We start from the raw sequence: 26,001 nt of genomic DNA, 5'->3' as shown, positions 1-26,001 counted from the left end.
GACAGAAAATTTATTTGAATGATATAGATAATACAATTTGATTACCTCTTTTCAAACTGTATTGTTTGAGGTTCACATAATATAGGGATGGATAATATATTTTTGTTCCAAACTTATTTATACTTACAAAAAAATTCAAGAAAATAGATGGTAAATATCACCTGGAATATTAAGCTCGTTTTTATTAGGAGGATTACAAAGTATGACTAAAGTTGATAAGATTAAAGAAAAAATTATTGAAACATCTTTATATTTATTTAATACTAATGGGATAACTCGCACATCCATACAGGATATAATGACAGCTACTGAACTACCTAAAGGATCTATTTATCGTAGATTCAAAAGTAAAGAAGAAATTGTCCTTGCTGCCTATGACAAAAGTGGTGAGATTATGTGGAGTCATTTTCATAAAGCAATGGAAAATAAAAAGACAGCAATCGATAAAATCCTTGCAATTTTCCTTGTATATCAAGATGCAGCTAATAATCCTCCTATTGCTGGAGGCTGTCCATTACTTAATAGCGCAATTGAAAGTACTGGAGTATTTCCAGAATTACAAAAAGCAGCAGCAAAAGGTTATGATGATACAGTAATGTTAATGGCTTCTCTCATAAAAGAAGGAATAGAGAAACAAGAACTTAAAGAAGATATAGATATTATATCGCTCGCTTCTTTTCTTGCATCTTCAATGGAGGGAGCTATTATGGCAAGTCGCGTATCTAACGATAATATACACCATCATTATTTTATTGAACAAATAAAACATCATCTTTTCTCTTATTCTAAATAAGTGAGAACTTGCAGTGTTTCCATCCGATTTTTATAAACTTAAATTGAATACATACCCCTTATGAACAGTATCTTTTGTTTATGAGGGGTATTTGAATAGCTTTTAGACGATGTTTCATGTTTCTTATTGAACGGCTTTGTTATCGTTACTACAGGAAAAGCAATAAAGAATTACATATAAACCGATTTATATGTTTTAAGTGTTTCTATATTGGGTTTGTAAATCTACACAATAAGGTTTCATTGTATATAATAAGTGGAATAGAAGTTCAGTTAGATAAAATTCGGTAGTCGAATTTTTTTGCATAAAGCTGTATAATGCTTGTAACGAAAGGGAAATACAGGAAGGGATTTGTAATGAGTTACTATGGAAAAAGATAAACAACAATTAAGCGTTGAAGTTGCAAGATTATATTATCAATCAGATTATAGTCAGCAAGAAATTGCTAATAAATTAAATATTTCAAGACCGACGATTTCTAGATTGTTAAAGTACGCGAAAGAAAAAGGGTTTGTTCAAATTAGCATCGCTGATCCATTTGCTGATTTAGATAACGTCGGGAATTTACTGAAAGAAAAGTACAACTTGTTAGAGGCACATGTGGTATTTTCTCCAGTGCCGGAATATGCAACGATTACAGAGTATATAAGTAAATATGCTGCTGAGTATATGGAAAAGACGGTTAAAAACGGTGATATTGTTGGTGTAAGCTGGGGCATGACTATGTATGAAATCGCTAGAAAAATCGTACCGCAACATGTAAAAGGGGTAGAGGTTGTCCAGCTAAAAGGTGGTATTAGTCATTCAAGTGTAAATACATATGCGAATGAGACGATAGCTTTATTTGCAGATGCTTTTCAAACGACGCCAAGAAATCTACCTCTTCCGGTTATATTTGATAATGCAGTGACAAAAGAATTAGTGGAGCAGGATCGACATATTCATCACATTATCGAAATGGGAAAACAAGCGAATATTGCAATTTTCACTGTAGGAACAGTGCGAGACGAAGCGCTATTATTCCGATTAGGTTATTTCGATAAGGATGAAACAAATTTACTCAAAAAACAATCGGTCGGTGACATTTGTTCACGTTTCTTTGATGGTGACGGAAATATTAGTAGTGAAGAAATCAATAAGCGTACCATTGGAATTGAGTTAGAGGAACTGAAATTAAAGAAACGCTCTATTTTAGTTGCAGGTGGTAATAGAAAAATAAAAGCAATTGATGGTGCGTTACGTGGCGGGTATGCAAATGTATTAATTATCGATCAGCATACAGCAAAAGAACTGTTACATTATCAAAAAGGTTAGAAATAAAAGGAGTTCTCAAAATTAACATATTGAGAACTCCTTTTATTTTGTTATGTATGAATGATAGGAGTCTTTTTTGAACACAATTTGCCTTTTTAAAAATAATTATGGATATGGAGATACATACTACCATTGTTAACATAGAAAATTTGATTATATATGAACTGTTCTTTGTTAGAATGCGCTTTATTTACTACAAGAAAATGCTTTTTAAAAAAGAATGAACAAAATTTCAAAAGTGTATTTACATTTGTTCAACTAAGAGTTAGAATGAAGTTGTTAAAAGATATGAGGAGTGAAGATAATGAACATTGCAAAGTTAATTGACCATACAATTTTAAAAGCTAATACTACTAAAGAAGATGTTATGAAAGTAATCGAAGAAGCAAAGAAATATAAATTCGCTTCTGTTTGTATTAACCCAACATGGGTAAAATTAGCGGCTGATGAACTAGCTGGACATGATGTAGACGTTTGTACTGTAATCGGTTTCCCATTAGGAGCAAGCACTACTGAAACAAAAGCATTTGAAACAAAAGATGCTATCGCAAAAGGTGCAACTGAAGTTGATATGGTAATCAACGTAGGCGCTTTGAAAGATGGCGACAACGAACTTGTTGAAAAAGACATTTATGAAGTAGTACAAGCAGCAAAAGGAAAAGCTCTTGTAAAAGTAATCATTGAAACTTGCCTATTAACAGATGAAGAGAAAGTACGTGCTTGTGAATTATCAGTAAAAGCTGGTGCTGATTTCGTAAAAACTTCAACTGGATTCTCAACTGGCGGAGCAACTGCTGAAGATATCGCATTAATGCGTAAAACAGTAGGACCAAACGTTGGTGTAAAAGCATCTGGCGGTGTTCGTACACGTGAAGATGCAGACAAAATGGTAGCTGCTGGAGCTTCTCGCGTTGGAGCAAGTGCTAGTGTTGCAATCGTATTAAATGATGCAAAAGGTGCTACAGATAACTACTAATCGATAAAAGATTAAAGCAATAGATATACGTTTAAAGTATATCTATTGCTTTAATAATTGAAAAAATGTAAGCGGATACGAATGGGAGGAAACGGCTTATGAAATACTTAATCGGTGTTTTTGGCCTCGTATTGATTTTAGGTATCGCTTGGCTTGCTAGTAATGATAGAAAGAAAGTCAAATATCGTCCAATCATAACGATGGTTATATTACAATTCATTTTGGGGTTTCTATTATTAAATACAAGTGTAGGGAATATATTAATTAGCGGAATAGCAGATGGTTTTGGAGAGCTATTAAAATATGCCGCTGACGGTGTGAATTTCGTATTTGGTGGATTAGTAAATCAAAAAGAGTTTTCGTTCTTTTTAAGTGTATTAATGCCAATCGTATTTATATCAGCCTTAATAGGTATTTTGCAACATATTAAAGTATTACCTATTATTGTGAAATCTATCGGTCTAGCATTAAGTAAAGTAAATGGAATGGGGAAACTAGAATCATATAACGCTGTTGCATCTGCGATTTTAGGACAATCTGAAGTATTTATTTCAGTTAAGAAACAACTAGGGTTATTGCCAGAGAAAAGAATGTATACATTATGTGCATCAGCAATGTCTACAGTTTCTATGTCTATCGTTGGATCATATATGGTGTTATTAAAACCACAATATGTTGTAACCGCTTTAGTGCTTAACTTATTCGGTGGTTTCATCATTGCTTCTATCATTAACCCATATGAAGTTACTGAGGAAGAAGATATGTTAGAAGTACAAGAAGAAGAGAAGAAGACCTTCTTTGAAGTATTAGGGGAATACATTATTGATGGATTTAAAGTTGCGATTACAGTAGCAGCTATGTTAGTCGGTTTCGTTGCTCTTATCGCATTCATTAATGCAGTATTTAAAGGTGTAATCGGTATTTCATTCCAAGAAATTCTTGGTTATGCATTTGCACCATTTGCATTTATTATGGGTGTACCTTGGCATGAAGCAGTTAATGCCGGAAATATTATGGCAACAAAATTAGTATCAAATGAATTTGTCGCTATGACAGATTTAGCACAAGGAAACTTTAATTTCTCAGATAGAACGACAGCGATTATCTCTGTATTCTTAGTTTCATTTGCAAACTTCTCTTCAATTGGGATTATTGCAGGGGCAGTTAAGAGCTTAAATGAAAAGCAAGGGAATGTAGTCGCAAGATTTGGTTTGAAATTACTATTCGGTGCAACATTAGTAAGTTTCTTATCAGCAACAATCGTTGGCTTATTATTTTAATAGATTTATATAATATAAAAAGGAATGGTGATTGTAATGAGAATGGTAGATATTATTGCAAAAAAACGTGACGGCAAAGAATTAACGACTGAAGAAATCAAATTCTTTATTAATGGATATACAGACGGAAGTATTCCTGATTATCAAGTGAGTGCGCTTGCAATGGCAATCTTCTTTAAAGATATGACAGATCGCGAACGTGCAGATTTAACGATGGCGATGGTTGAGTCTGGAGAAACGATCGACTTATCAGCAATTGAAGGAATTAAAGTAGACAAACATTCAACTGGCGGTGTTGGTGATACAACAACATTAGTATTAGGACCGTTAGTAGCTGCTTTAGATGTACCAGTAGCAAAAATGTCTGGTCGTGGTTTAGGACATACAGGCGGAACAATTGATAAATTAGAAGCGGTAGAAGGATTCCACGTTGAAATTACGAAAGAACAATTCATTGATATTGTAAACCGTGACAAAGTAGCTGTTATTGGACAAACAGGAAACTTAACACCTGCAGATAAAAAGATTTATGCATTACGCGACGTAACAGGAACTGTTAACTCAATTCCTTTAATCGCAAGTTCAATTATGAGTAAAAAAATTGCAGCTGGTGCTGACGCAATCGTACTTGATGTAAAAACAGGTGCTGGTGCATTTATGAAAACAGAAGAAGATGCAAAAGAATTAGCACATGCAATGGTACGTATCGGAAATAACGTAGGACGTCAAACAATGGCAGTTATTTCAGATATGTCACAACCTCTTGGATTTGCGATTGGTAATGCTCTAGAAGTGAAAGAAGCGATTGATACGTTAAAAGGTGAAGGTCCAGAAGATTTAACAGAATTAGTACTCGTATTAGGAAGTCAAATGGTCGTACTTGCGAAAAAAGCAAATACGTTAGAAGAAGCTCGTGAAATGCTAATTGAAGTGATGAAGAACGGAAAAGCAACTGAGAAGTTTAAAGAGTTCTTAAGCAATCAAGGCGGAGATAGCTCAATTGTAGACAATCCAGAAAAAATGCCACAAGCGAAGTATGTAATTGATGTACCTGCAAAAACTTCAGGTGTTATTTCTAACATTGTTGCAGATGAGATTGGCATTGCAGCTATGTTACTTGGTGCAGGTCGTGCAACGAAGGAAGATGAAATCGATTTAGCAGTAGGATTAATGTTACGTAAAAAAGTTGGCGATGCAGTAAAAGAAGGCGAGCCTTTCGTAACAATCTACGCAAACCGTGAAAATGTAGAAGATGTAAAAGCAAAAATTTATGAGAACATCTCTATCGCTGAAACAGCAGTGGCTCCTAAATTAGTTCATACAGTTATTACTGACTAATCATCATTTCATTTACTTTGAGGGGGAAATAATATGGATAAGAAAAAATATATTGAAGAAGCAAACAAGATGTTATCGAAAGCGTATATTCCGTATTCTAAATTTCCTGTTGGCGCAGCGTTAGTTACGAAAGAAGGGAAAATCTATACTGGTTGTAATATAGAAAATGCTTCTTATGGTTTATGTAACTGTGCAGAAAGAACAGCAATATTTAAAGCGGTATCAGAAGGGGAGCGCGATTTTAGTTATTTAGTTATTACAGGAGAAACTGATGGACCTATTTCACCATGTGGTGCGTGTAGACAAGTAATTGCTGAATTCTGTGATCCGAAAATGCCTGTATTACTAACGAATGTAAAAGGTGATGAAAAAGAAGTGACTGTTGAGCAATTACTTCCAGGTGCTTTCACAATTGACGATTTAAAATAAGTTAAAAAGCCATTTTGCAATTATTAATTGCAGAATGGCTTTTTTGTTCATATTCCGTTCATAAACTTTGCGTAAAATGATTGCAGCGAATATGGAAAGTTTACAGCAGGAGGAATATAATGAAGAAATTCTATAATGTGGCATGTAGTTACTTATTGGTTTATGATTTTGTTAAAAAAGTCATTTAAATAGATAGGAGTGGAAAGTATGATAGCACTTTTATCAAGTGTCGTAGCAGTTTGTATGGCTGTTGGGGTAATGTTTCTACGTTTTAAAGCAGCGAAAAAGCCGGTAACGAAAAAGAAAATTATATTGCCGCCAATTTTTATGAGTACAGGCGCAATGATGTACTTTTTACCAGAGTTTCGATTAACATCGTTAGAAATAGTCGAGGCAATTAGTATAGGGCTTATTTTCTCTATTTTTCTTATTAAAACAACTAAGTTCGAAATAAAAGGCGAACATATATTTATGAAACCGTCAAAAGCATTCATATTTATTTTAGTAGGCTTATTAGCTGTACGCGTGGCATTAAAGTCATATTTAAGCCAATCGATTGATTTGGCAGAGTTAAGCGGAATGTTTTTCTTACTTGCATTTGCGATGATTGTGTCGTGGAGAATTGCGATGTATCGCTCGTTTACTAAATTAGAAAAGACAATAAACAGAGCTGGAATTTCTATATAGGAAATCCAGCTCTGTTTATGTTTTATTAAAATTCTTTAGCGTGGAACTCATTTGCTTAATTTTAAACGTATTTGAGCATCTTGTAATGCGGCTGGTGTAACGTTAAGACCATTTTGATCAACAATTTTTGTGTTTAATAAAATGGAATCTAAGCTTCCACGAAATGTTTGTGTATAGTTTTGACGCAACATTTGTTGTTCTTGTTTTTCATCAACTGTTAATCCAGATGTTCTTTCTTTTTTTGATAATTCATTAATACGGAATAAAATGTTTTGCATTTTGTTCACCTCTTGTTTTAAATTAAATTAGTAACTTACTAATTTATAGTTATTGTAACTTATTTAGTTGTTTGTGTCAATAATATCTAAAATTTAGTTAAAAATTGACGAAAAATTATAACAATAATAGAATGAATTGTATTGATGATTAGTTTCACAAGCATACATAGAACACTAGGGGGATTATTATGAAATCAACATTTTTTTCTCAAAATAGAGAACGATTAGCAAACACATTACCAGAGGGATCTATTACGGTTTTATTTGCGGGACAAGCACCGCATATGTCAGCTGATGCACATTATAAATTTGTACCGAATCGTAATTTTTACTACTTAACGGGAATCGATGAACCAAATGTTATTTTTATGCTGAAAAAGTTTGGGAATAGTGTAGAAGAGACACTTTTCATTGAAAAATCAGATCCAGTAATGGAAAAATGGGTTGGGAAGACAGTTTCTAGCGAAGAAGCAGAGGGAATTTCAGGTATAAAGAAAGTTGTATATTTAGATAGCTTTGAAAAGACAATGTCAAATATACTTTTTACAGAAAATGCGAAGCATCTATATTTAGATATAGAACGTCGTGATTGGAATGGTACGGAGACAAAAACATTAGCATTTGCTAAACATGTAAGAGAAAAATACCCACACGTAACAATTGGTAATGTATATCCGAACATTTGTGAATTACGAGTGTTTAAAACAGAGGAAGAAATTGAAATTATTAAAGAAGCGATTGCTGTAACGAAAGATGGTATTTACAATGTGTTAAAAAATGCAAAAGCAGGCATGATGGAGTATGAATTAGAAGCTCAATTTGATTTTACACTGAAATCATCTGGCATTAAGCACCATGCGTTCAATACAATTTTGGCGAGTGGGAAAAATGCTACAGTTCTTCATTATGAAGATAATGATGCACAAATTCAAAATGGTGACTTAGTATTACTAGATTTAGGTGCTCAAAAAGACTACTATAACGCTGATATTAGTTATACATTCCCGGCAAATGGAACATTCTCTAGTCGTCAAAAACAAATTTATAATATTGTATTAAAAGCATTAAAAGAAACAACAGCGCTTATTAAGCCAGGATTAAAGTTCGCTGCATTAAATGAGCATACAAAAAAGGTACTGGCAGAAGAGTGTAAAGCAATTGGTTTAATTCAAGAAGATGAAGAGTTATCAAAATACTATTATCATGGTGTCAGCCATTTCCTTGGTTTAGATACACATGATGTAGGAACATATAAAGATAGAATGTTAGAAGAAGGTATGGTTATAACAATTGAACCTGGTCTTTATATTGAAGGAGAATCAATTGGAATTCGTATTGAAGATGACATTCTTGTAACGAAAGACGGGTATGAAAACTTGTCAAAAGATATCATTAGAGAAGTTGAAGAAATTGAAGAATTTATGAGTGTAAATAATGAACATGTAAAAGGAAACCAAGCTGTAGTTAAATAATAAAAGAGTCATCACTAATTTATTTGAACTTTATCTCGAATCGTGGACAATTAAAAAATCCATGATTCGGGATAGGGTTCTTTTCTTCGAAATACTAATCTTTAATTATTAATCCTAATAAAGTAGCAAACTGAACAGCTTGATATGTTGATACTTTACATCCTCTTAAATCGTTCACTGAAACTGTAAGTGTATCAAAGGTAGAAGAACTAATATCTATCCCCTTCAGTGATGTCTGATCAAAATTAGCTTCATCAAGACTACATAATTGGAATTCAACTTTTTTAAGTTTACAGTCAAAAAAATCTGCATTATTTAATGAAGTTTCATTAAATATAATTTTTTCTAGTTTAGAATTTCCAAATGCTGCTAAATTCAAAATTGAATTCTCAAATTTAACATTTCCTAAGCTAGATTCTGTGAAATTTACTCCGATTAATTTACTATTTTTAAATTCGACTCTGTGAACAGAAGAATTGCTTAAATTAACATTTGATAAATCACAGTTTTCAAAACAAACATCTGTAATATCAATATTGCTAAAGTCTGTATTAGTGAATTTACAATTCTTTATCACTGCATCATACAATCGCACTCTATCTACACATTCATTTTCGAAAGTGGAGTCTATAATTTCACACACTTCTAATGTTGGATCTTCTTCATAAAAAATATCTTGAAAATTCTTTGAAGATAACTCTGGTGAAATTTTTGGTCTATCAATTTTCATCGTATATCAATCCTCTTCTATTTGATATATTTGTGTAATTTGAGTCTATTGTCTTCTTGTAAGGAACATTAGTTCTTATTATACAAAAATGTAAGTTCTTTTGTGAAGAGCATTTTAGCTACATTTTTCTTATTTAATAATAGCAGTGTTATTGTTTCTTAAGAAATAACGTCAAAACAAATACGAGAACGGCTAATATAGTCGCTACAAGGAAAATATTTTGTATTTCTAAAATATTCGCCTCTTGTAATGTCTCCGCTTTTAGTAATCTTCCAATTAGCTTACGTAAGATCTAATTACATCTCCTTATTTTCTTGAAAATCAACTTCTATAATGATTTTGAAAAAGAAAAAGGGGGGATTTTCCATGAAGCGATTTGTATTAGCAGTCATTACAGTCTCTGCAATATTTTTAATTGCTGCCTGTTCTGTGACGACAAATACAACAAATAATCATAAAAATATGAATGATAAAAAAACACTACAGACTGAAACAGCTATAACACCATTGAAGGTTGAAAAAGGACCAGAAGTTACTTTAATAGCGAAAGAAGAAAAGCAAAAATTAAGTAACGGTGTTGTTGTTCCAGTCTGGACATTTAATGGCTCATCTCCTGGTCCAGAAATTCGGGTGAAAAAAGGTGAAAAGGTGAAAGTGACATTAAAAAATGAATTATCTGCACCAGTATCTATTCATTGGCATGGATATCCTGTCCCAAATAACATGGATGGAATTCCAGGTGTGACACAAGATGCAGTTGAACCAGGAAAAAGTTTCACTTACGAATTTGAAGCGAACGTACCAGGAACGTACTGGTATCACTCGCATCAAGATTCTGTAAATCAATTAGATAGAGGTTTGTATGGAGCGCTCATTGTAGAAGATACAAAGGAAAAATATGATAAAGATTACACATTAATGTTGGATGAATGGGTTACAGATAAAGAAGAAATGAATAAGCAGTTAAAAGAAATGACAAAAGGGCAAATAGGTAATAAATCTAAAGGTAATGAAAATGAGGAAAAGAATGATGATAAGAACGGCATGGCTCATTCTGGTATGGACATGGGCAGTGATCAAAAAGACTCTGGCAATATGGCAGGAATGGACCATGGAAATATGAAGATGGAAGGTCATGATATGAGTATGTACGATTTATTCACAATCAATGGAAAAAGCGGTGATTTAGTAGCGCCATTAAAAGTGAATAAGGGAGATAACGTTCGTCTTAGACTCGTCAATGCTGGTTATCTATCACATGATATACATGTTCATGGCCATGATATAAAAGTAATTGCGACAGATGGTCAACCAATAAACGATCCAAAAGTTATAAAGGATAAAGTAATTTCAATCGCACCGGGTGAACGTTATGATATTGAATTTACTGCTAACAATTCGGGGAAATGGTATGTTGAAGACCATTCAGAAAATAAAGGTGCAAAAGGAATGAAAGCTGTTATTGAATATGATGGCAGCAAAGAGATGAAAGATAAAGCAGATGAAAAAGAAAAATTACCGAAATTAGATATGACGAAATATGGTGCTAAAAAATTAGGTAGTTTCACGTTAAATCAGCAGTATACTGCCACATATAATATGGACTTAAATACGCAAATGAATGGAAATGAAATGGTATATACAATTAACGGAAAGGTATTTCCAGATATTGACCCAATTCAAGTAAAAAAGGGTGATTTAGTAAAAGTAAAATTAGTAAATGGTTCTAAAATGGACGATCATCCAATGCATTTACATGGTCACTTCTTCCAGTTATTGAGTAAAGATGGAAAACCGATAGAAGGTTCTCCAATTGTGAAAGATACATTGAACTTAAAACCGGGAGAAGAATATGAAGTAGCCTTTGTAGCAGATAATCCGGGCGATTGGATGTTCCACTGTCATGATTTACACCATGCTTCAGCTGGGATGGTAACAGAAGTAAAATATACAGATTACAAATCGGATTATGTTCCAAACCGAAACATTCCTAATAAGCCAGAGTAATATTAAGCAGTTATCCTATGGATAGCTGCTTATTCATTTTTGTTGCAAGTACTAATGTATGTGTTGATCATGCCCGGATGTAGGTGAGGGAGTATGATCTGGGAATGTCGCGAATACGGCAACGATAATTACTACACTAATTGAAAGTAATGACAAAAAACGCTGTTGGATAAAAGTAGAAAAGTTCTCCGATAATAATTGAATCACACAGGACATAGTAATCGTTATAGTAAGTAAAAGGCTAATGAACAATATACTATGAGCTTGTTGAGCGTTTAACATTTCTGTAATCATTGCTCCCATCATACTTGCCATTAATCCAGAGAACATTCCTTCTAAAGCGGTATATAGGTGAAAACGTAGACCGATTAAAAAGCCGATAAAACCACTAATTGAAATAGCAAGCAAAGTAGAATATAGTAATTCCTCCTTAAAGAGAATGCCTAAGTAAAAAACAATACTTAAACCGATACTCATACTAAAAGACATAATAAATACCATATACTCCATTAGGGTACCCTTACGTTTAGAAATATAGGATGTAATAAGAATCGAAGTACAGCAAAGTGTTAAGGTAGTTAACGTATAAGCAAACATTATGATACCTCCTTGTCCTATCGTTCATTTCATCATATGTTTATATGGAGGGTACTTATGCTTATTAATATTTGCATATTATCTGCACAATTTCATAGATGTAAGCAAAGGAACGCTTGATTTTTTAGGGCGTCTTTTTTAATTATAAGCATGTGAAAGAAATTGTTATATTATGAGTTTCTATTGTGAAGCCATAAAGAATAAGCGTATAATATTATAGGTCTCCCATTTGCGAGACAAACCGCGAATGATAAATAAGATTGTTGTTTTATCATCGCTTCTAAACATATAGACAATGAAAGTAACACTGGAATACAGATAGGGAGTTATAAAATGAAATTAATTATTGCCGAGAAACCAGATCAAGGGTTGGCTCTTGTTTCACAGTTTAAATATCGCCGGAAAGATGGATATTTAGAGGTAGAAGCGAATGAGTTATTTCCAAATGGAGCGTACTGTACATGGGCAATTGGTCATTTGACGCAGTTATGTAATCCAGAGCATTATCACGCAGAGTGGAAAAAATGGTCACTTAATACGTTACCGATGATTCCAGAGCGTTTTCAATTTGAAGTAACAAAGTCGAAGTATAAACAGTTTAACGTTGTGAAACAGCTGTTACATAATCCACAGGTAACAGAAATTATTCACGCAGGCGATGCTGGGCGTGAAGGGGAACTGATCGTACGAAATATTATTAATCTTTGTAACGTGCAAAAGCCGATGAAGCGTCTATGGATTTCGTCTTTAACGAAGCAAGCTATTTACCAAGGGTTTAAAAATCTACTTGATGAATCAGATACAATTAATACGTATTACGAAGCATACACAAGATCTTGTGCTGACTGGGTTGTTGGTATGAATGCATCACGTGTCTTTAGTATTTTGCTAAAGAAAAAAGGAATGAATGATGTATTTTCTGCTGGTCGTGTCCAGACACCAACGTTAGCATTGATTGTAAAGCGAGAGAAAGAAATTGAAAACTTTAAGTCAGAGCCTTTCTGGGAAGTGTTTGCAACCTTTAATATAGAAGGAAAGAAATATGACGGAAAATGGGAAAAGGATAATGAATCCCGCTTAAAAGACCCTGATATGGCGAATAAAATTGCGGCATTTTGCCAAGGAAAACCGGCTGTTGTGAAGGAAATGAAAACGGAGCGTAAAGAGTTTCAGCCGCCACTTTTATTTAACTTATCATCACTGCAAGCAACGGCAAATAAAGCCTTTAAGTTTTCACCGAAAAAGACGCTTGATATAACGCAAGCACTCTATCAAAAAGGGATTGTTTCTTATCCACGTTCAGATTCTAACTATGTTACACAAGGAGAAGCAGCGACGTTCCCTGATATTTTACAGAAGTTAAGTCAGTTTGATGAATATAAAGGCTTATTACCGGCTCCGGTTGAATCCATTATGAATAACAAGCGTTATGTAAATGAAAAGAAAGTAACAGATCACTACGCAATTATTCCGACAGAGCAAGTTACAAACCCAAGCAGACTATCAGGTGATGAAAAGAAAATATACGATATGATCGTAAGAAGGCTTATTGCAGCTCATTATGAAGTTGCAATCTTTGACTATACAACGATTGTAACGCTTGTAGATGAACGTGCTGAATTCATTTCAAAAGGAAAACAGCAAATTCAAGAAGGTTGGCGTAAAGTTATTTTCCAAGACGATAAAGATGACGAAACCATTCTTCCAATTGTAGCTGAAGGCGAAGAAGGAAAAGTTGTAAAGGTGAAAGTGAAAGAAGGAAAAACACAGCCACCGAAGCGCTATACAGAAGGACAACTTATTACGTTAATGAAAACAGCTGGTAAGTATTTAGAGAATGAAGAGCTGGAGAAAGTATTAAAGAAAACAGAAGGTTTAGGTACGGAAGCGACTCGCGCAGGTATTATTACGATGCTGAAAGACCGTAAGTATATAGATGTAAAGAAAAACCAAGTGTATGCGACTGATAAAGGAAAAGTATTAATTACCGCAATTGGTGATAAAATACTAGCTTCACCAGAAATGACTGCGAAATGGGAACAACGTCTTGCGGAAATTGGTGAAGGTACAGCTTCACCAGCTACATTTATGGAACAGACGAAAAAGCTATCAGCTAAAATTATTGAAGATGCAGTGGAAATGTCTGAGAAGTGGGATTTCACTGGACTACATGTTGAATCGATTGAACGAAAAGGATCGAAATTTACAACGGGTAAAAAGGTTGGTAGCTGTAAAAAATGTGATGGCGATGTAATTGATAAGTCAACGTTTTACGGTTGTTCTAACTATAATACAACGCAATGTGATTTCACCATTTCAAAGAAGATATTAAGTAAAACAATTTCGCAAAAGAATATGACAAAGCTCTTAAAAGGTGAAAAGACTGATTTAATTAAAGGCTTTAAAAAGGGCGAGAAAACGTTTGATGCGAAATTAGAGTGGAAAGATAATAAGATTAATTTTGTATTTGAGAATTAATTTGTTAAAAGAGCATGACATAAAACTGTCATGCTCTTTTGTTTTTCTTTTATATAAAATTTAACGATAAAAAAAATCCTTTAAATAATAATTTTTTATTGTAAAACGATAAAATTTGTATTAAAATCAAAATCATAATAAATGAGTGAGGTGCTTTTGTTAAAAGGTAACAACCTTATTTTTAAAATTAGAGGAGGTATAACTATGAACATTAACAATTTGATTGTTAAAAATATGGATAACCCCCATGAGTTGGAGAAGATGTATAGAAAAGATCCGAAAGCTTTTAAAAAAGCATTCTCACAAGCATGGGACCAAAACCCTGATTCTCAAGTTCTAGGTGCTTGGTATGAAAGGTTGCATTTCAAGGAGAAAGTAAATAAAGAAAAAACATCTTTGTTTCAAAAAGGTTTCTTATTCATGGGCCTTTTAGCTATTCTGGCCGGCATAAGCACCAGGATCATTTTCCACTTTGTTGAGCAGGAAGCAATTGCTCCAATTAACTTGGCTTTTGGTGTAATTCCCTTTATTGCTGCTTATTTTGTTTACAATAATACTCCGAAAAAAAGTATTATTTATTCCCTTGCAGCGTTGTTCCTAATTTCCGGGTATTATCTTAATACGCTGCCAGTAAATTATAAAGACAGTACCATACTTGCGTATTTACATCTTCCTATATTTTTATGGGTCTTAGTAGGGCTTGCATTTACAGGAAATGAATATTCAAAAGGCAGTACAAGATTAGCCTATATTAAATTTAATTTAGAATATTGTCTTCTCTACGGGAGCATGGCAGTGAGCGGAATGATACTTGCGGTATTCACCATGCGTTTATTTAGCTTTGTTGACTTAGATATAGGAGAATTCTATTTTAGTAATGTTGTTTTATTTGGAGCAGCGGCTCTCGCTATTGTGACTGCATACTTAGTATCAATGAATCTTAAGCTTGCTAAAAATATTACACCATACATATCTAAAATTTTTAGTCCTCTCGTCCTGATCACGTTGCTTATCTATCTTATAACGGTAATTTGGATCGGGAAAAATCCATTCTTGGATCGCAATTTCCTAATGGCCTTCAACGGAATACTGCTTGGCGTATTGGCTGTTACTATATTTTCTATCGTTGAGAGTGACTCGGACGAGAAAAAGAACATTTCAGATTATATAAATTTTTCCTTAATTGTTCTGGCGCTTATTATTGACACTGTCGCATTGTCAGCCATAGTATTCAGACTTTCTTCTTACGGGATTACACCTAATAGACTTGCTGTTTTAGGTGTAAACATACTGGTCTGGGCAAATTTAATTTGGATTATGTTTTCCTATATGCGTTTCTTGCAAAATAAATCAGGACCAAAAGCTATCCAAGATGCCGTTACGAAGTATTTGCCAATATACGGACTTTGGGCAGCTTTCGTTATATTTACGTTTCCTATCATTTTTAATTAGAAAGGATCTGTTAATGTAACGAAAAGTTAATTCTCTATAACATATAAAATTTTTAGAGCCGATCAATTTATAATTGGTATTATTACGTTTGTAGTTTCGGTAATTTCATTTGTATTGATAAATAAGAAGTAAGTGTTGTATGTAATCTTTCCATAATAAAAAACGTCCCAAAATGGGACGTTTTTTATTATGCATATTGCCGTTTTTTCTTAATAAGCAACAAAACTTGTGACACACAAGCTAGTACCGGTAACTCAATCAATGGTCCAATAACGAGTGCAAGTGCGATAAGAGGCTCGTCTGGAAAAGCTGTTACAGCGATAGCGAGTGCAACAGGTGAGTTTCTTGCTAACGTTGTTAAGCTTAGACTTACTGTATCTTTGTAAGATAAATGCATGATGCGCCCGATAAATTGTCCTAGTAAGAAATTAATGATGAAGAACAATAGAACAGGAACGAGTAATAATAAAACGACATTCATATTTTGCAGTAAATATTTACCTTGTGATGCAAACATCGCTACTATTGCTAAACTTAAAAATACAATTTGAGCAGAGCTGAAAAACGGAATGAGTTTATTCTCGAGAGTTTCAGCTTTTTTCATTTTATTCATAATGAACTTTGTAGCGTGTGCAAGTATAAATGGTAAGGCGATTACGATAACAATACTTTCTACTAAAACAGAAATCGCTACAGTTTTCATGACACCAGCAAATAAAAATAAATAAATGGGAAGGAGCAGTACTTGCAAAATTAAATTTACAGGTAAAATTGCAGTAGAAAGTGCTACATTACCTTTCGCTATTTCAGTAAAGATTAAGTACCAATCTGTACATGGAGTAACCATTAACATTATAAATCCAACCCAAAGTGCTGGATGATCGGAAAGAAATAGTGCTCCTAACCCCCAAGCGAGTAAAGGTGTCCATAAGAAGTTAATAGTAAGACTTGTTCCAGCAAATTTTAAATTGTGAAATCCGTTTTTTATTTCTTTTAATGGGATGCTGAGGAATAATCCATATAGCATGAAAAATAAGAAGGGAACAATAAATTTGTCTGAATACATATGTATGAAATTAAATTGTCCGAGTACGATGCCGCATGTAACAGCAAAAAGAATAATAAAAGTTTGAATCTTTTCTATAGTGCTCATGAATAAATCCTTTCTAAATATGAATTTTCCTCTCTAATTTTATTATACAAGTAATAAAGTCGTATTTGGTGTTCAATTGTATTTTAGTAAATGTTTTTAATTTGAGATTTATTTTTTTATTAAAAGTTACTTGACTAAAGTAAGTGACTATATTACAATCACTTACATAAGGTAATTAAATAACAAAAAGTTTTTTGTATCTTTACTTAAGGTATCTATTGGAACTTTTTATTAGAATAAGAATTTTTGTGATGATGAATAATGAATATGATAAGAAAGTTTAGGTGAAAAAAATGGGATTATTTAGCTCGTTATTTGGTAAAAAAGAAGAAAATACAAAAGTAGAGGAGAATAAAACAATGTCAAAAGTATTATTTGTAAAAGCAAACGATCGTCCAGCGGAGCAAGCAGTTAGTTCAAAAATGTATGAAACATTTGTAAGTACTTATAAAGAAGCAAATCCAAATACAGAAATTACGGAATTAGATTTATTTGCATTAGATCTTCCTTATTACGGAAATATCGCGATTTCAGGTGGATATAAACGTAGCCAAGGCATGGAGTTAACTGCTGAAGAAGAGAAGGCAGTTGCTACAGTAGATCAATATTTAAATCAGTTTTTAGAAGCTGATAAGGTTGTATTTGCATTCCCATTATGGAACTTTACAGTACCAGCGCCATTAATCACATATATTTCATACTTATCTCAAGCTGGAAAAACGTTTAAATATACAGCAAATGGCCCAGAAGGTTTAGTTGGTGGTAAAAAAGTAGTTGTGTTAGGTGCTCGTGGTTCAGATTACTCTTCAGAGCAAATGGCTCCTATGGAAATGGCAGTTAATTACGTAACAACGGTACTTGGATTCTGGGGAATTACAAATCCAGAGACAGTTGTAATTGAAGGACACAATCAATATCCAGATCGTTCACAACAAATTGTTGAAGAAGGTCTAGAAAACGTTAAAAAAGTAGCAGCAAAATTTTAATTCATGATAGTAAATGGAAAAACCAACATGGATGACCATGTTGGTTTTTTAGTCTATTTTTCATGTTAAAAAATGTATATTTATAAAATAAAAGAAAAGTTCGAAAATAGTATTGCAAAATATTATATAGCAAATTATAATGAGTTCAAGAATAGTTGATAATTAAATTAAATATTCAGAAAATTCAATTAGTTAAAATTGGAAAATGAGATAAGGAAACTTGAATGGGGGTTATATTATGGCGAATAAAGTACCGTTTTCGTTCATAGTAGTTATTGGATTAATGTTATTTGCACTATTTTTTGGAGCGGGAAATTTAATTTTCCCAGCGATGCTTGGTCAATCAGCAGGAGAGAATGTATGGATTGCTAACGCTGGATTTTTAGTAACTGGTGTTGGATTACCATTACTAGGTGTGCTAGCATTTGGTTTTTCAGGTAAAGATGATTTGCAGTCGTTAGCTAGTCGTGCTCACCCAGTGTTTGGGATTGTGTTTACAACAGTTTTATACTTAGCGATTGGTCCGTTATTTGCAATACCGAGAACAGGAAATGTTTCTTATGAAATTGGCCTTAAACCGTTTATGCCAGAAGGAGTAGGTTCTACACCTTTAATTCTTTTCACAATTATATTCTTTAGTATCACTTGTTTTTTTTCGCTAAATCCCGCGAAAATTGTCGATATTGTTGGAAAAATCTTAACACCAATTAAGTTGACTTTCATCGGTATTTTAGTAATCGTTGCTTTTATACATCCGATTGGAGATATGCAAGCACCAGTGGAAGCTTATACATCACATGCATTCTTTAAAGGATTCCAAGAAGGATACTTAACGATGGATACGCTTGCATCATTCGTATTCGGGATTATCATTATCAATGCTATTAAAGAAAAAGGTGCGAAAACGAAAACACAAATTATGGTCGTTTGTGCAAAAGCGACAATTATTGCAGCATCTATTTTAGCAATTATCTATACAGCACTTTCTTATATGGGTGCTTCAAGTGTTGCAAAGCTTGGACATTTAGAGAACGGCGGAGAAGTATTAGCGAAAGTTTCTAACTACTATTTCGGATCATATGGCGGAGTATTATTAGGATTAATGATTACAGTAGCTTGTTTAACAACTAGTGTGGGACTTGTATCAGCATGTTCTTCATTCTTCCATAAGTTATTCCCAAATGTTCCTTACAAAGCAATTGCAATCACGCTATGTGTATTTAGTGCAATTGTTGCAAATGTAGGATTAACACAGTTAATCGCAGTTTCTGTTCCAGTATTAACAGCAATTTATCCACTAGCAATCGTATTGATTTTCTTAACATTCTTCCATTCATTATTCAAAGGAAGAGCTGAAGTTTATCAAGTGAGCTTAATCGTAACATTTATCATCAGCTTATTCGATGGATTAAGTGCAGCTGGAGTTAACATTGAAGTAGTAAGCCAAGTGTTCACTAAATTCCTTCCGATGCAGGAAGTAGGATTAGGCTGGATCTTCCCAGCAATTATCGGTGGATTTATCGGATATGGCATTAGCGTTGTAAAAGCAAAAAATCAAGTTCAACCAGCTAGTGCGAATAAGAAAATAGGTTAAATAAAAAAGTTATAGAACTTGTTTCTATAACTTTTTTTGTTACTATTGATAAGGATAGAAAAAATAAAGTAGTAGGGGAAATAAAATGAAAAAAACAATTGATCATATCGGCATCGCAGTTCGAGATATAGATAGTACGATACGTTTTTATGAACAGGTTCTATCAGGAGAATTAATAGATCGTTACGTAAGTGAGGCAACAGGTGTAGAAAGTGAAGTAGCCATTCTTGAAGTGGATGGAGATAGAATTGAATTACTTGCACCGACGAATAATACGACATCTCCAATTGCCCGTTTTATTAAACAAAAAGGTAAAGGTGTTCATCACGTTGCGTATCGAGTAGATGATTTAGATGTAGCTTTAGAGGAATTGAAAGAACAAGGAATTCGAACGTTAGAGCATACACTGCGCATTAATAAGCACGGTAGAAGGTTAATTTATCTTAACCCAGCGGATACAGAAGGAACGATTATCGAGTATTGTGATTATCCGGAAGAGAAATAGAAGAGGGATATTTTTTTAAAGGTGTTACGTAATAACGTAATACCTTTTTATTTATGTATTTCACATTTTCTTCACAAATGATTCACGATAACTTTTCTTCTTTGATAACTTATATAAATATATTTTATGATATAATAACAATCGGCTTTAAAAATGTAAGTTGTATCTATCATAATAGTTACTATTATATTGGAAGTTTAGAGGTGGAAGAGAAATAAAGAGTTATACTTTATAGAAATTTATATTTAATCAGGTTAATATTTTGCCCAAGAATCAAACTTTGGAAGTTAAAGTAATGAAAATAGAGCAATGAGGAAGAAAGAAGTGAAATGAGTGTGAAAGTAATGAAAAGGTTAGGGACATTGTTATTAATTGCATGTGTGCTTATCATATTGATACCGAAAAGTGCATCTGCTCATGCATACGTTGTGAAATCAAACCCTACTGAAAATGAAACATTGAAGAAAGCACCGTCTGTTGTGAAAATCGAGTTCGATGAGGACATACAAATCTCAAGTTTTAATACATTGTACGTGAGAGATACATCAGGTAAAAGGGTCGATTTAAAAGATGCTCATATTGATAAAAAAAATAAAAAGCTATTAGAAGCTGGATTGAAAGAGAATCTTAAAAATGGTCTCTACTCTATTCAGTGGAAAGCTATTTCAGCTGATGGACATCCCATTCAAGGAGTTATTCCATTCCGTATTGGATTAGCGGAAGCTGGAGCAGATGATATACAAGTAGAAGAGATGGGATATGTTCCGCAAATTGATATGATCATGGAACGTGGAATTTTATATACAAGTTTCTCACTATTTATAGGAGTGCTATTCTTTAATCTTATTATGTATAAAGGGAATGCAACCTCGGTTCGATTAAGGAGTAAGAACATAATATGGATTTCCTTATTAGGGATATTTACTAGCTTGTTATTCAATCTACCACTGCAAGCGAAAATAAATGCTGATGTTTCATGGCTAGAAGCATTCAATCCTTTACTATTAAAAGAAACGTTACAGCTTTCTGTTTTTAGTTATGTTTGGATTACTCAAATGGTTCTCATTAGTTCGCTTATAATCGTTACGTATTTTGCGATGAGGCGTGAGAAGCTATCGTCTTTTAAAGTATGGAGTATTCCAATAGTGCTGTTTATTGGAATACTTGTTATGAAAGCATTTAATAGTCACGCATATGGTTTAAAGTTTAAAGATATTGCTGTTGTTATGGATTTTTTACATTTATTCGCAGCTTCATTATGGATTGGTGGTTTATCGTCTATTATTCTTCTGTTACGTAAAGAGGATAACAAATGGAATATGTATTGGGATATGATTAAGCGTTTTTCACCGTGGGCAACATGCGCTGTCATTGTGATTTTAATAACAGGTCTTTTTAACAGTACATTTTTTATTCCAACAATCCACTCGTTATTTGATACGAAGTATGGATTAGCTTTACTAGCAAAGATACTTTTATTCGTTTTCATGGGGATATTGGGAATTATTCATTATGTGAAAGGGAAAATGAGAGCGGAGCAAGGATTAGGTGCTACGGTGAAAGTAGAGTTTATCATTGGAATTATCATTTTCGTCATCGTAGCTTTTATGACAAACGTACAAACACCACCGATGCCTCCTACTGGACCTTTTACAGAGAGTAAACAATTAGATAATGGATATGAAATGACGCTAAATGTAAGTCCTAATAGAGTAGGACAAAATATATTCCATATTACTTTAAAGGATGAGAACGGACAACCCGTTACTGATATGGAACAAATTATATTAACGACTCAATCGTTAGATATGAATATGGGAAAAGGATCATTTAAAGTTTCGGCAGTTTCACCGGGAGAATATGAAGCAGAAGGTATGTATATTAACATGACAGGAAACTGGAATATACAAGTACATGGATTAACGAAATCGCTTGATAGCTTCGATACGGATTATAAATTTATTGTAGGTGGCAGATAAAGTGAAACTTTAAGCAGCCCTCATCAATTGGGCTACCCGGCGAATAGCGGGATAAAGAGTAGGTATAGATAAAAAGGAGCTAATTGAAAATGGAACGTATAAAAAAATTAGGAACAACAATGATCGCAACAGCAATTACAATGGGAATGTTTTCGTTACCTGTTAGTGCGCACGTTACTGTGAAGCCAGCAACTTCTGACATCGGTTCTTGGGAGATTTACACGATAAAAGTACCAGTTGAAAAGAATATAGCAACAACAAAAGTTACACTGAAAATACCGTCTGGTGTGGAATTCCAACAGTATGAACCAGTGCCAGGGTGGAAAATGGAAGAGCAGAAAGATAATGCCGGAAAAGTGAAAACTGTAGTATGGGAAGCAATAGGAGAAGGGATTTTACCCGGTCAGTTCCAGCGATTTACTTTCGTCGCTAAAAATCCGGATAAAGAACAAAAAATAGCTTGGGATGCATATCAACAATATAAAGACGGAGAAATTGTTGAATGGACAGGCGATGAGAAAGCTGAAAAACCGCATTCACTTACTACAATTGCAAAAGGTACGTCATTAACAGGAGAACATGGTGAAGTATCTAATGTAGAAAAGAATGAAGGTACTAGTAATATGCAGTTGATAGCAATTGTTTTATCTATTTTGGCAATTGTATCTTCGGTAGGTGCGTGTGTTTTTGTAGTGCGTCGTAAAAAATAAGATATAAAAAAGAGCCTACAAATAGTAGGCTCTTTCTCATATTTATTTCACTTCAACCTGCTGCCTTACAGCAAGTGTTTTCGGCTTTATATTTACAAAACAAATGCTCACAACAATAAATAATAGGCCAATAAATAAGCTCATTGTAATGGCTTCATGTAAGAAGATTGAACTTACAATAATAGCGATAAGGGGAATAAGGAATGTATAAGCCCCTACTTTACTCGCTTCACCAGCTCCAACGAGTGTGAAGTATGCAAGCCACCCCATTGCAATAACAAAGAATGAAATAAAGAGTAGTACACTAACAAATGGCATACTCCAAGCAATACTAGACCAACTTTCAAATTCTGAGCCAAATCCGATTAAACAAAGACCACCGATAAGAAGCTGAATTGTTACCATCCAAATGGCATTCACACGGTGACCAGTCTTCTTAATGAATACTGTGCCAAGTGCCCAGCCAATAGCGCATCCTAACGCGAGAAGGATTCCAATAACAGAAATATGTCCTGTTAAACTGCTTGAGCTAATAACACCTACACCAATAAATCCGAGAACAAGCCCGAAAATTTTCAAGCCGTACATTGATTCTTCAAGCCATATCCACGAGAAAATACCGAGTAAAACTGGTTGTAGAAATACAATGGCGGAAAATAACCCAGCAGGCATATATTGAAGACCAACAGTTTGTAACCCGTAAAATATAATGATGTTAAGTAAAGAAGAAATAACGTATAAATGCCACGTTTCTTTTAAATGTAATTCTTTATATTTGGGTAGAGCGAAAAGGAGTAAAATGAATCCTCCAATTAAAGTTCGAACGCCTGCAAATAAAACGGGTGGTGTATAATGCAGGGCAAACTTAGATAAAGGCCAATTGATTCCCCACATGAAAACGAGAAAGGTAAGGATTATGGCCGTCTTAGTTCGAGAAAGCTGTGTCACGGTAAGACCTCCTTGTTGTTATTCATTTCACTATGATATGATATCGAATGTAATAAATAAAATGAATCTTTTTTATAAGGAGTATAAGTGATTAGTTATGACTATTACACAACTGCAAGTATTAATAAAAACTATTGAGTTAGGTAGTTTTACGAAGGCTGCCAGGGTGTTAAATATGACGCAGCCAGCTGTAAGTCATGCAATTTCAAGTATTGAGTCAGAGTTAGGAGTTACGATTCTTATACGTGATAAACGACAAGGATTACTCGTTACGGATGTAGGAAACAGAATTCTTGTACATATTAGAGAGATTTTGAACGGTGTAGAGAAGATTGAACAAGAAGTTGCGATGGAGAAAGGACACGAAGTGGGGACGATTCGAATTGGGAGTTTTCCGAGTGCTTCTGCACATTTCTTACCGAAAATGATAAACCATTTTAAGGAGAAGTATCCGAGCTTAGAGGTCGTTCTTTGTGAAGGAACAATTAAAGAAGTTGAAGATTGGTTAATATCGAGGGTTGTTGATATAGGAATTGTTATTTTGCCTAATAAAGAGATGGAGATTGTCCCGTTAACGAAGGGAAAAATGGTTGCTATCTTAAGAGAGGATCATCCTCTTTGTAAGAAGGACTCTATTACAATTCGTGATTTGGAGAATGAACCGATCATATTATGTAAGGGCGGATACGAACCACCCATCATTGATATGTTTAAACAAGCCAACGTACCACTTCGGGCTGAGTATGTAATTTCTACCGTTACTACAGCTTTAAATATGATTCAAGAAGGATTAGGCATTGCAATATTAGCTGAATTATCTTTAACGAATTTACCACAGAATGTGCAAACGAGAGAATTGGAGCCGCAAGTATGGAGAGAAATTGCTTTAGCTGTTCCTTCATTAAAGGATTCTTCAATCGCTGTACAGCTATTTATTGAAGAATTTCAAGCGCTATTTGCAGAATAAAAAGGGGTGTCTCATATATCATAATGGGGCACTTTTTAATTTGCTTATAAAAAATCTATGAAAAGGATTGACTTATTTTTTAGTTGTAACTATAATGATTACATCGAGGTGGTGATTACGATGAAAATTAGTAGCCGCTTTTCCATAGCTGTTCATATTTTATCTATTTTGAAAAACAATCCATCTTCACTTTGTACTTCAGACTATATGGCTGAGAGTGTCAATACAAATCCAGTAGTCATTCGTAAAATCATGTCGTACTTGAAACAAGCTGGCTTTGTTTACGTAAATCGTGGACCGGGTGGCGCGGGATTACTAAAGGATTTACATGAAATCACATTGTTAGATGTGTATCATGCAGTGAACGTAGTCGAAGAAGACAAGCTATTTCATATTCACGAGCAACCGAATCCAGATTGTCCAATTGGGGCGAATATTCAAGCGGTGTTAGAAATTATTTTAATTCAAGCACAATCCGCGATGGAAGAAGTTTTGAGAAATATTACGATGGGGCAGTTGTTTGAAACTTTGCAAGAAAAAATGAATGCTTAAATAATATTTATATTTTTTTATCATTAATGTAACTGATTTGATTACAACGATAAGGTAAGGTGTAAAAGTTATGACTGTAAAAATGAAAGTATACTCAGATTTTATATGTCCGTTTTGTTTTTTAGCAAAAGGTCCATTAGATGAGGTAGCGAAAGAGAAAGATGTAGAGATTGAATGGATGCCATTTGAATTACGTCCAAGTCCATATTCAAAAATAGATCCATGGAATGAACCAGAAAAATTAGGTTCATGGGATGCTTTCATTCTTCCGACAGCGAAGAAGTTTGGAATTGATATGCGCTTGCCACGTGTTTCACCACATCCATATACACATTTAGCTTTTGAAGGATGTCAATTTGCGAAAGAACGTGGACTAGGTAATGAGTATCATCACCGCGTATTCACAGCATTTTTCCAAGAAGAGCAAAACATTGAAGATATTGATGTGTTAACAAAATTAGCGGTAGAAGTAGGACTTCCTGAGGCGGAATTTAAAGATGCTTTAGTAACTCGTAAATATAAAGAAAAGCATCAAGAAGCAATTCAACACGCATATGATGAAGCGAATATTATGGCTGTTCCAACTGTCATGATTGGAGATGAAGTCATTCAAGGGCTTGCTAGTAAAGAAACACTAGAAAGGGTCATTGATAAAGAAATTGAAAAGGATAAAACAAATTCATTTGAAGGTATGCAATGTAATACCGATGGATATTGCTAATTCGCTTGTTATGAAATAACAAAATAAATTATAAAACAAACATTTGGAGGAATTA

General features: G+C 33.8%; 24 protein-coding genes. 19 read left to right on the top strand and 5 right to left on the bottom strand.

The window, feature by feature from the left end; genetic code table 11:
* Positions 1–202 precede the first annotated feature (202 nt).
* The 7 genes from ACTFO4_RS08165 to ACTFO4_RS08135 all read left to right on the top strand — a co-directional run bounded on the left by ACTFO4_RS08165 (position 203) and on the right by ACTFO4_RS08135 (position 6,817).
* Entirely contained in the window at positions 203–793 is a 591-nt protein-coding gene (locus tag ACTFO4_RS08165) for a TetR/AcrR family transcriptional regulator (RefSeq protein WP_000169640.1), read from the top strand.
* A 366-nt stretch (positions 794–1,159) separates the two neighbouring features.
* Complete coding sequence (locus tag ACTFO4_RS08160; protein ID WP_000409781.1) at positions 1,160–2,107, top strand: sugar-binding transcriptional regulator; 948 nt, start codon at positions 1,160–1,162, stop codon at positions 2,105–2,107.
* A 304-nt stretch (positions 2,108–2,411) separates the two neighbouring features.
* Positions 2,412–3,083 carry a deoxyribose-phosphate aldolase gene (gene deoC, locus ACTFO4_RS08155; protein WP_017673935.1) on the top strand — a complete coding sequence of 224 codons (672 nt, stop codon included), beginning with the start codon at positions 2,412–2,414 and terminating at the stop codon, positions 3,081–3,083.
* Between the two features lie 98 nt (positions 3,084–3,181).
* Positions 3,182–4,363, top strand: a complete 1,182-nt coding sequence (locus ACTFO4_RS08150) for a NupC/NupG family nucleoside CNT transporter (protein WP_000876188.1) — start codon at positions 3,182–3,184, stop codon at positions 4,361–4,363.
* A gap of 36 nt (positions 4,364–4,399) precedes the next feature.
* Positions 4,400–5,701, top strand: a complete 1,302-nt coding sequence (locus ACTFO4_RS08145; protein WP_001983022.1) for a pyrimidine-nucleoside phosphorylase — start codon at positions 4,400–4,402, stop codon at positions 5,699–5,701.
* 33 nt (positions 5,702–5,734) lie between these two features.
* Positions 5,735–6,130 (top strand): cytidine deaminase, encoded by a 396-nt coding sequence (locus ACTFO4_RS08140; protein ID WP_000358533.1) that lies wholly within the window; start codon positions 5,735–5,737, stop codon positions 6,128–6,130.
* A 207-nt stretch (positions 6,131–6,337) separates the two neighbouring features.
* Complete coding sequence (locus tag ACTFO4_RS08135; protein WP_000561074.1) at positions 6,338–6,817, top strand: CcdC family protein; 480 nt, start codon at positions 6,338–6,340, stop codon at positions 6,815–6,817.
* Positions 6,818–6,864: 47 nt separating this feature from the next.
* On the opposite strand, the gene ACTFO4_RS08130 is transcribed toward ACTFO4_RS08135, so the two are convergent.
* Positions 6,865–7,095 carry a DUF896 domain-containing protein gene (locus ACTFO4_RS08130; RefSeq protein WP_001179621.1) on the bottom strand — a complete coding sequence of 77 codons (231 nt, stop codon included), beginning with the start codon at positions 7,093–7,095 and terminating at the stop codon, positions 6,865–6,867.
* A 188-nt stretch (positions 7,096–7,283) separates the two neighbouring features.
* On the opposite strand from ACTFO4_RS08130, the gene ACTFO4_RS08125 reads away from it, so the two are divergent.
* Positions 7,284–8,567 carry an aminopeptidase P family protein gene (locus ACTFO4_RS08125; RefSeq protein ID WP_326235402.1) on the top strand — a complete coding sequence of 428 codons (1,284 nt, stop codon included), beginning with the start codon at positions 7,284–7,286 and terminating at the stop codon, positions 8,565–8,567.
* Between the two features lie 94 nt (positions 8,568–8,661).
* Here the strand turns inward: ACTFO4_RS08125 and ACTFO4_RS08120 are convergent, their stop codons facing one another.
* A complete protein-coding gene (locus ACTFO4_RS08120; RefSeq protein ID WP_000687265.1) occupies positions 8,662–9,297 on the bottom strand; it encodes a pentapeptide repeat-containing protein in 636 nt (211 codons plus the stop codon).
* 366 nt (positions 9,298–9,663) lie between these two features.
* On the opposite strand from ACTFO4_RS08120, the gene ACTFO4_RS08115 reads away from it, so the two are divergent.
* The gene (locus ACTFO4_RS08115) at positions 9,664–11,304 is read left to right on the top strand and encodes a multicopper oxidase family protein (protein ID WP_440013517.1); all 1,641 of its coding nucleotides are present in this window, start codon (positions 9,664–9,666) and stop codon (positions 11,302–11,304) included.
* 51 nt (positions 11,305–11,355) lie between these two features.
* Here ACTFO4_RS08115 and ACTFO4_RS08110 read toward each other — a convergent pair whose 3' ends face one another.
* The gene (locus ACTFO4_RS08110) at positions 11,356–11,901 is read right to left on the bottom strand and encodes a hypothetical protein (protein ID WP_017673929.1); all 546 of its coding nucleotides are present in this window, start codon (positions 11,899–11,901) and stop codon (positions 11,356–11,358) included.
* A 333-nt stretch (positions 11,902–12,234) separates the two neighbouring features.
* Between ACTFO4_RS08110 and topB the strand changes: the two genes are divergently transcribed.
* Positions 12,235–14,379, top strand: a complete 2,145-nt coding sequence (gene topB, locus ACTFO4_RS08105) for a DNA topoisomerase III (RefSeq protein WP_000766771.1) — start codon at positions 12,235–12,237, stop codon at positions 14,377–14,379.
* 204 nt (positions 14,380–14,583) lie between these two features.
* Complete coding sequence (locus ACTFO4_RS08100; protein ID WP_078421605.1) at positions 14,584–15,831, top strand: DUF4153 domain-containing protein; 1,248 nt, start codon at positions 14,584–14,586, stop codon at positions 15,829–15,831.
* Positions 15,832–16,018: 187 nt separating this feature from the next.
* On the opposite strand, the gene ACTFO4_RS08095 is transcribed toward ACTFO4_RS08100, so the two are convergent.
* Positions 16,019–16,984: an arsenic resistance protein gene (locus ACTFO4_RS08095; protein WP_078421606.1), complete on the bottom strand. Its 966-nt coding sequence runs from the start codon at positions 16,982–16,984 to the stop codon at positions 16,019–16,021.
* Between the two features lie 293 nt (positions 16,985–17,277).
* Here ACTFO4_RS08095 and ACTFO4_RS08090 point away from each other — a divergent pair, with 293 nt between their 5' ends.
* The 5 genes from ACTFO4_RS08090 to ACTFO4_RS08070 all read left to right on the top strand — a co-directional run bounded on the left by ACTFO4_RS08090 (position 17,278) and on the right by ACTFO4_RS08070 (position 22,758).
* Positions 17,278–17,970, top strand: a complete 693-nt coding sequence (locus tag ACTFO4_RS08090; RefSeq protein ID WP_000522517.1) for an FMN-dependent NADH-azoreductase — start codon at positions 17,278–17,280, stop codon at positions 17,968–17,970.
* Positions 17,971–18,208: 238 nt separating this feature from the next.
* On the top strand, positions 18,209–19,564 hold the full coding sequence (gene brnQ / locus ACTFO4_RS08085) for a branched-chain amino acid transport system II carrier protein (RefSeq protein ID WP_001284784.1): 1,356 nt from the start codon (positions 18,209–18,211) through the stop codon (positions 19,562–19,564).
* 85 nt (positions 19,565–19,649) lie between these two features.
* A complete protein-coding gene (locus ACTFO4_RS08080; protein WP_000750856.1) occupies positions 19,650–20,069 on the top strand; it encodes a VOC family protein in 420 nt (139 codons plus the stop codon).
* A 329-nt stretch (positions 20,070–20,398) separates the two neighbouring features.
* Positions 20,399–22,048, top strand: coding sequence for a copper resistance CopC/CopD family protein (locus ACTFO4_RS08075; RefSeq protein ID WP_000114303.1), 1,650 nt, complete (start codon positions 20,399–20,401; stop codon positions 22,046–22,048).
* 89 nt (positions 22,049–22,137) lie between these two features.
* On the top strand, positions 22,138–22,758 hold the full coding sequence (locus tag ACTFO4_RS08070) for a YcnI family copper-binding membrane protein (RefSeq protein WP_440013521.1): 621 nt from the start codon (positions 22,138–22,140) through the stop codon (positions 22,756–22,758).
* Between the two features lie 42 nt (positions 22,759–22,800).
* Here the strand turns inward: ACTFO4_RS08070 and ACTFO4_RS08065 are convergent, their stop codons facing one another.
* The gene (locus ACTFO4_RS08065) at positions 22,801–23,706 is read right to left on the bottom strand and encodes a DMT family transporter (protein WP_000192812.1); all 906 of its coding nucleotides are present in this window, start codon (positions 23,704–23,706) and stop codon (positions 22,801–22,803) included.
* A gap of 97 nt (positions 23,707–23,803) precedes the next feature.
* Between ACTFO4_RS08065 and ACTFO4_RS08060 the strand changes: the two genes are divergently transcribed.
* From ACTFO4_RS08060 to ACTFO4_RS08050, 3 genes are all read left to right on the top strand, one after another.
* Positions 23,804–24,673 (top strand): LysR family transcriptional regulator, encoded by an 870-nt coding sequence (locus tag ACTFO4_RS08060; protein WP_000156743.1) that lies wholly within the window; start codon positions 23,804–23,806, stop codon positions 24,671–24,673.
* A 120-nt stretch (positions 24,674–24,793) separates the two neighbouring features.
* Positions 24,794–25,225: an Rrf2 family transcriptional regulator gene (locus ACTFO4_RS08055; protein WP_000704073.1), complete on the top strand. Its 432-nt coding sequence runs from the start codon at positions 24,794–24,796 to the stop codon at positions 25,223–25,225.
* Between the two features lie 70 nt (positions 25,226–25,295).
* Positions 25,296–25,946 carry a DsbA family oxidoreductase gene (locus ACTFO4_RS08050; RefSeq protein WP_000216660.1) on the top strand — a complete coding sequence of 217 codons (651 nt, stop codon included), beginning with the start codon at positions 25,296–25,298 and terminating at the stop codon, positions 25,944–25,946.
* Positions 25,947–26,001 lie beyond the last annotated feature (55 nt).

The sequence above is a fragment of the Bacillus cereus group sp. MYBKT14-1 genome (assembly GCF_051915185.1).
GTDB classification, from domain to species: Bacteria; Bacillota; Bacilli; order Bacillales; family Bacillaceae_G; genus Bacillus_A; species Bacillus_A cereus.
The sequence above is the reverse complement of the archived record's forward strand: the minus strand, read 5'-3'. Positions and strand labels throughout refer to the sequence as shown.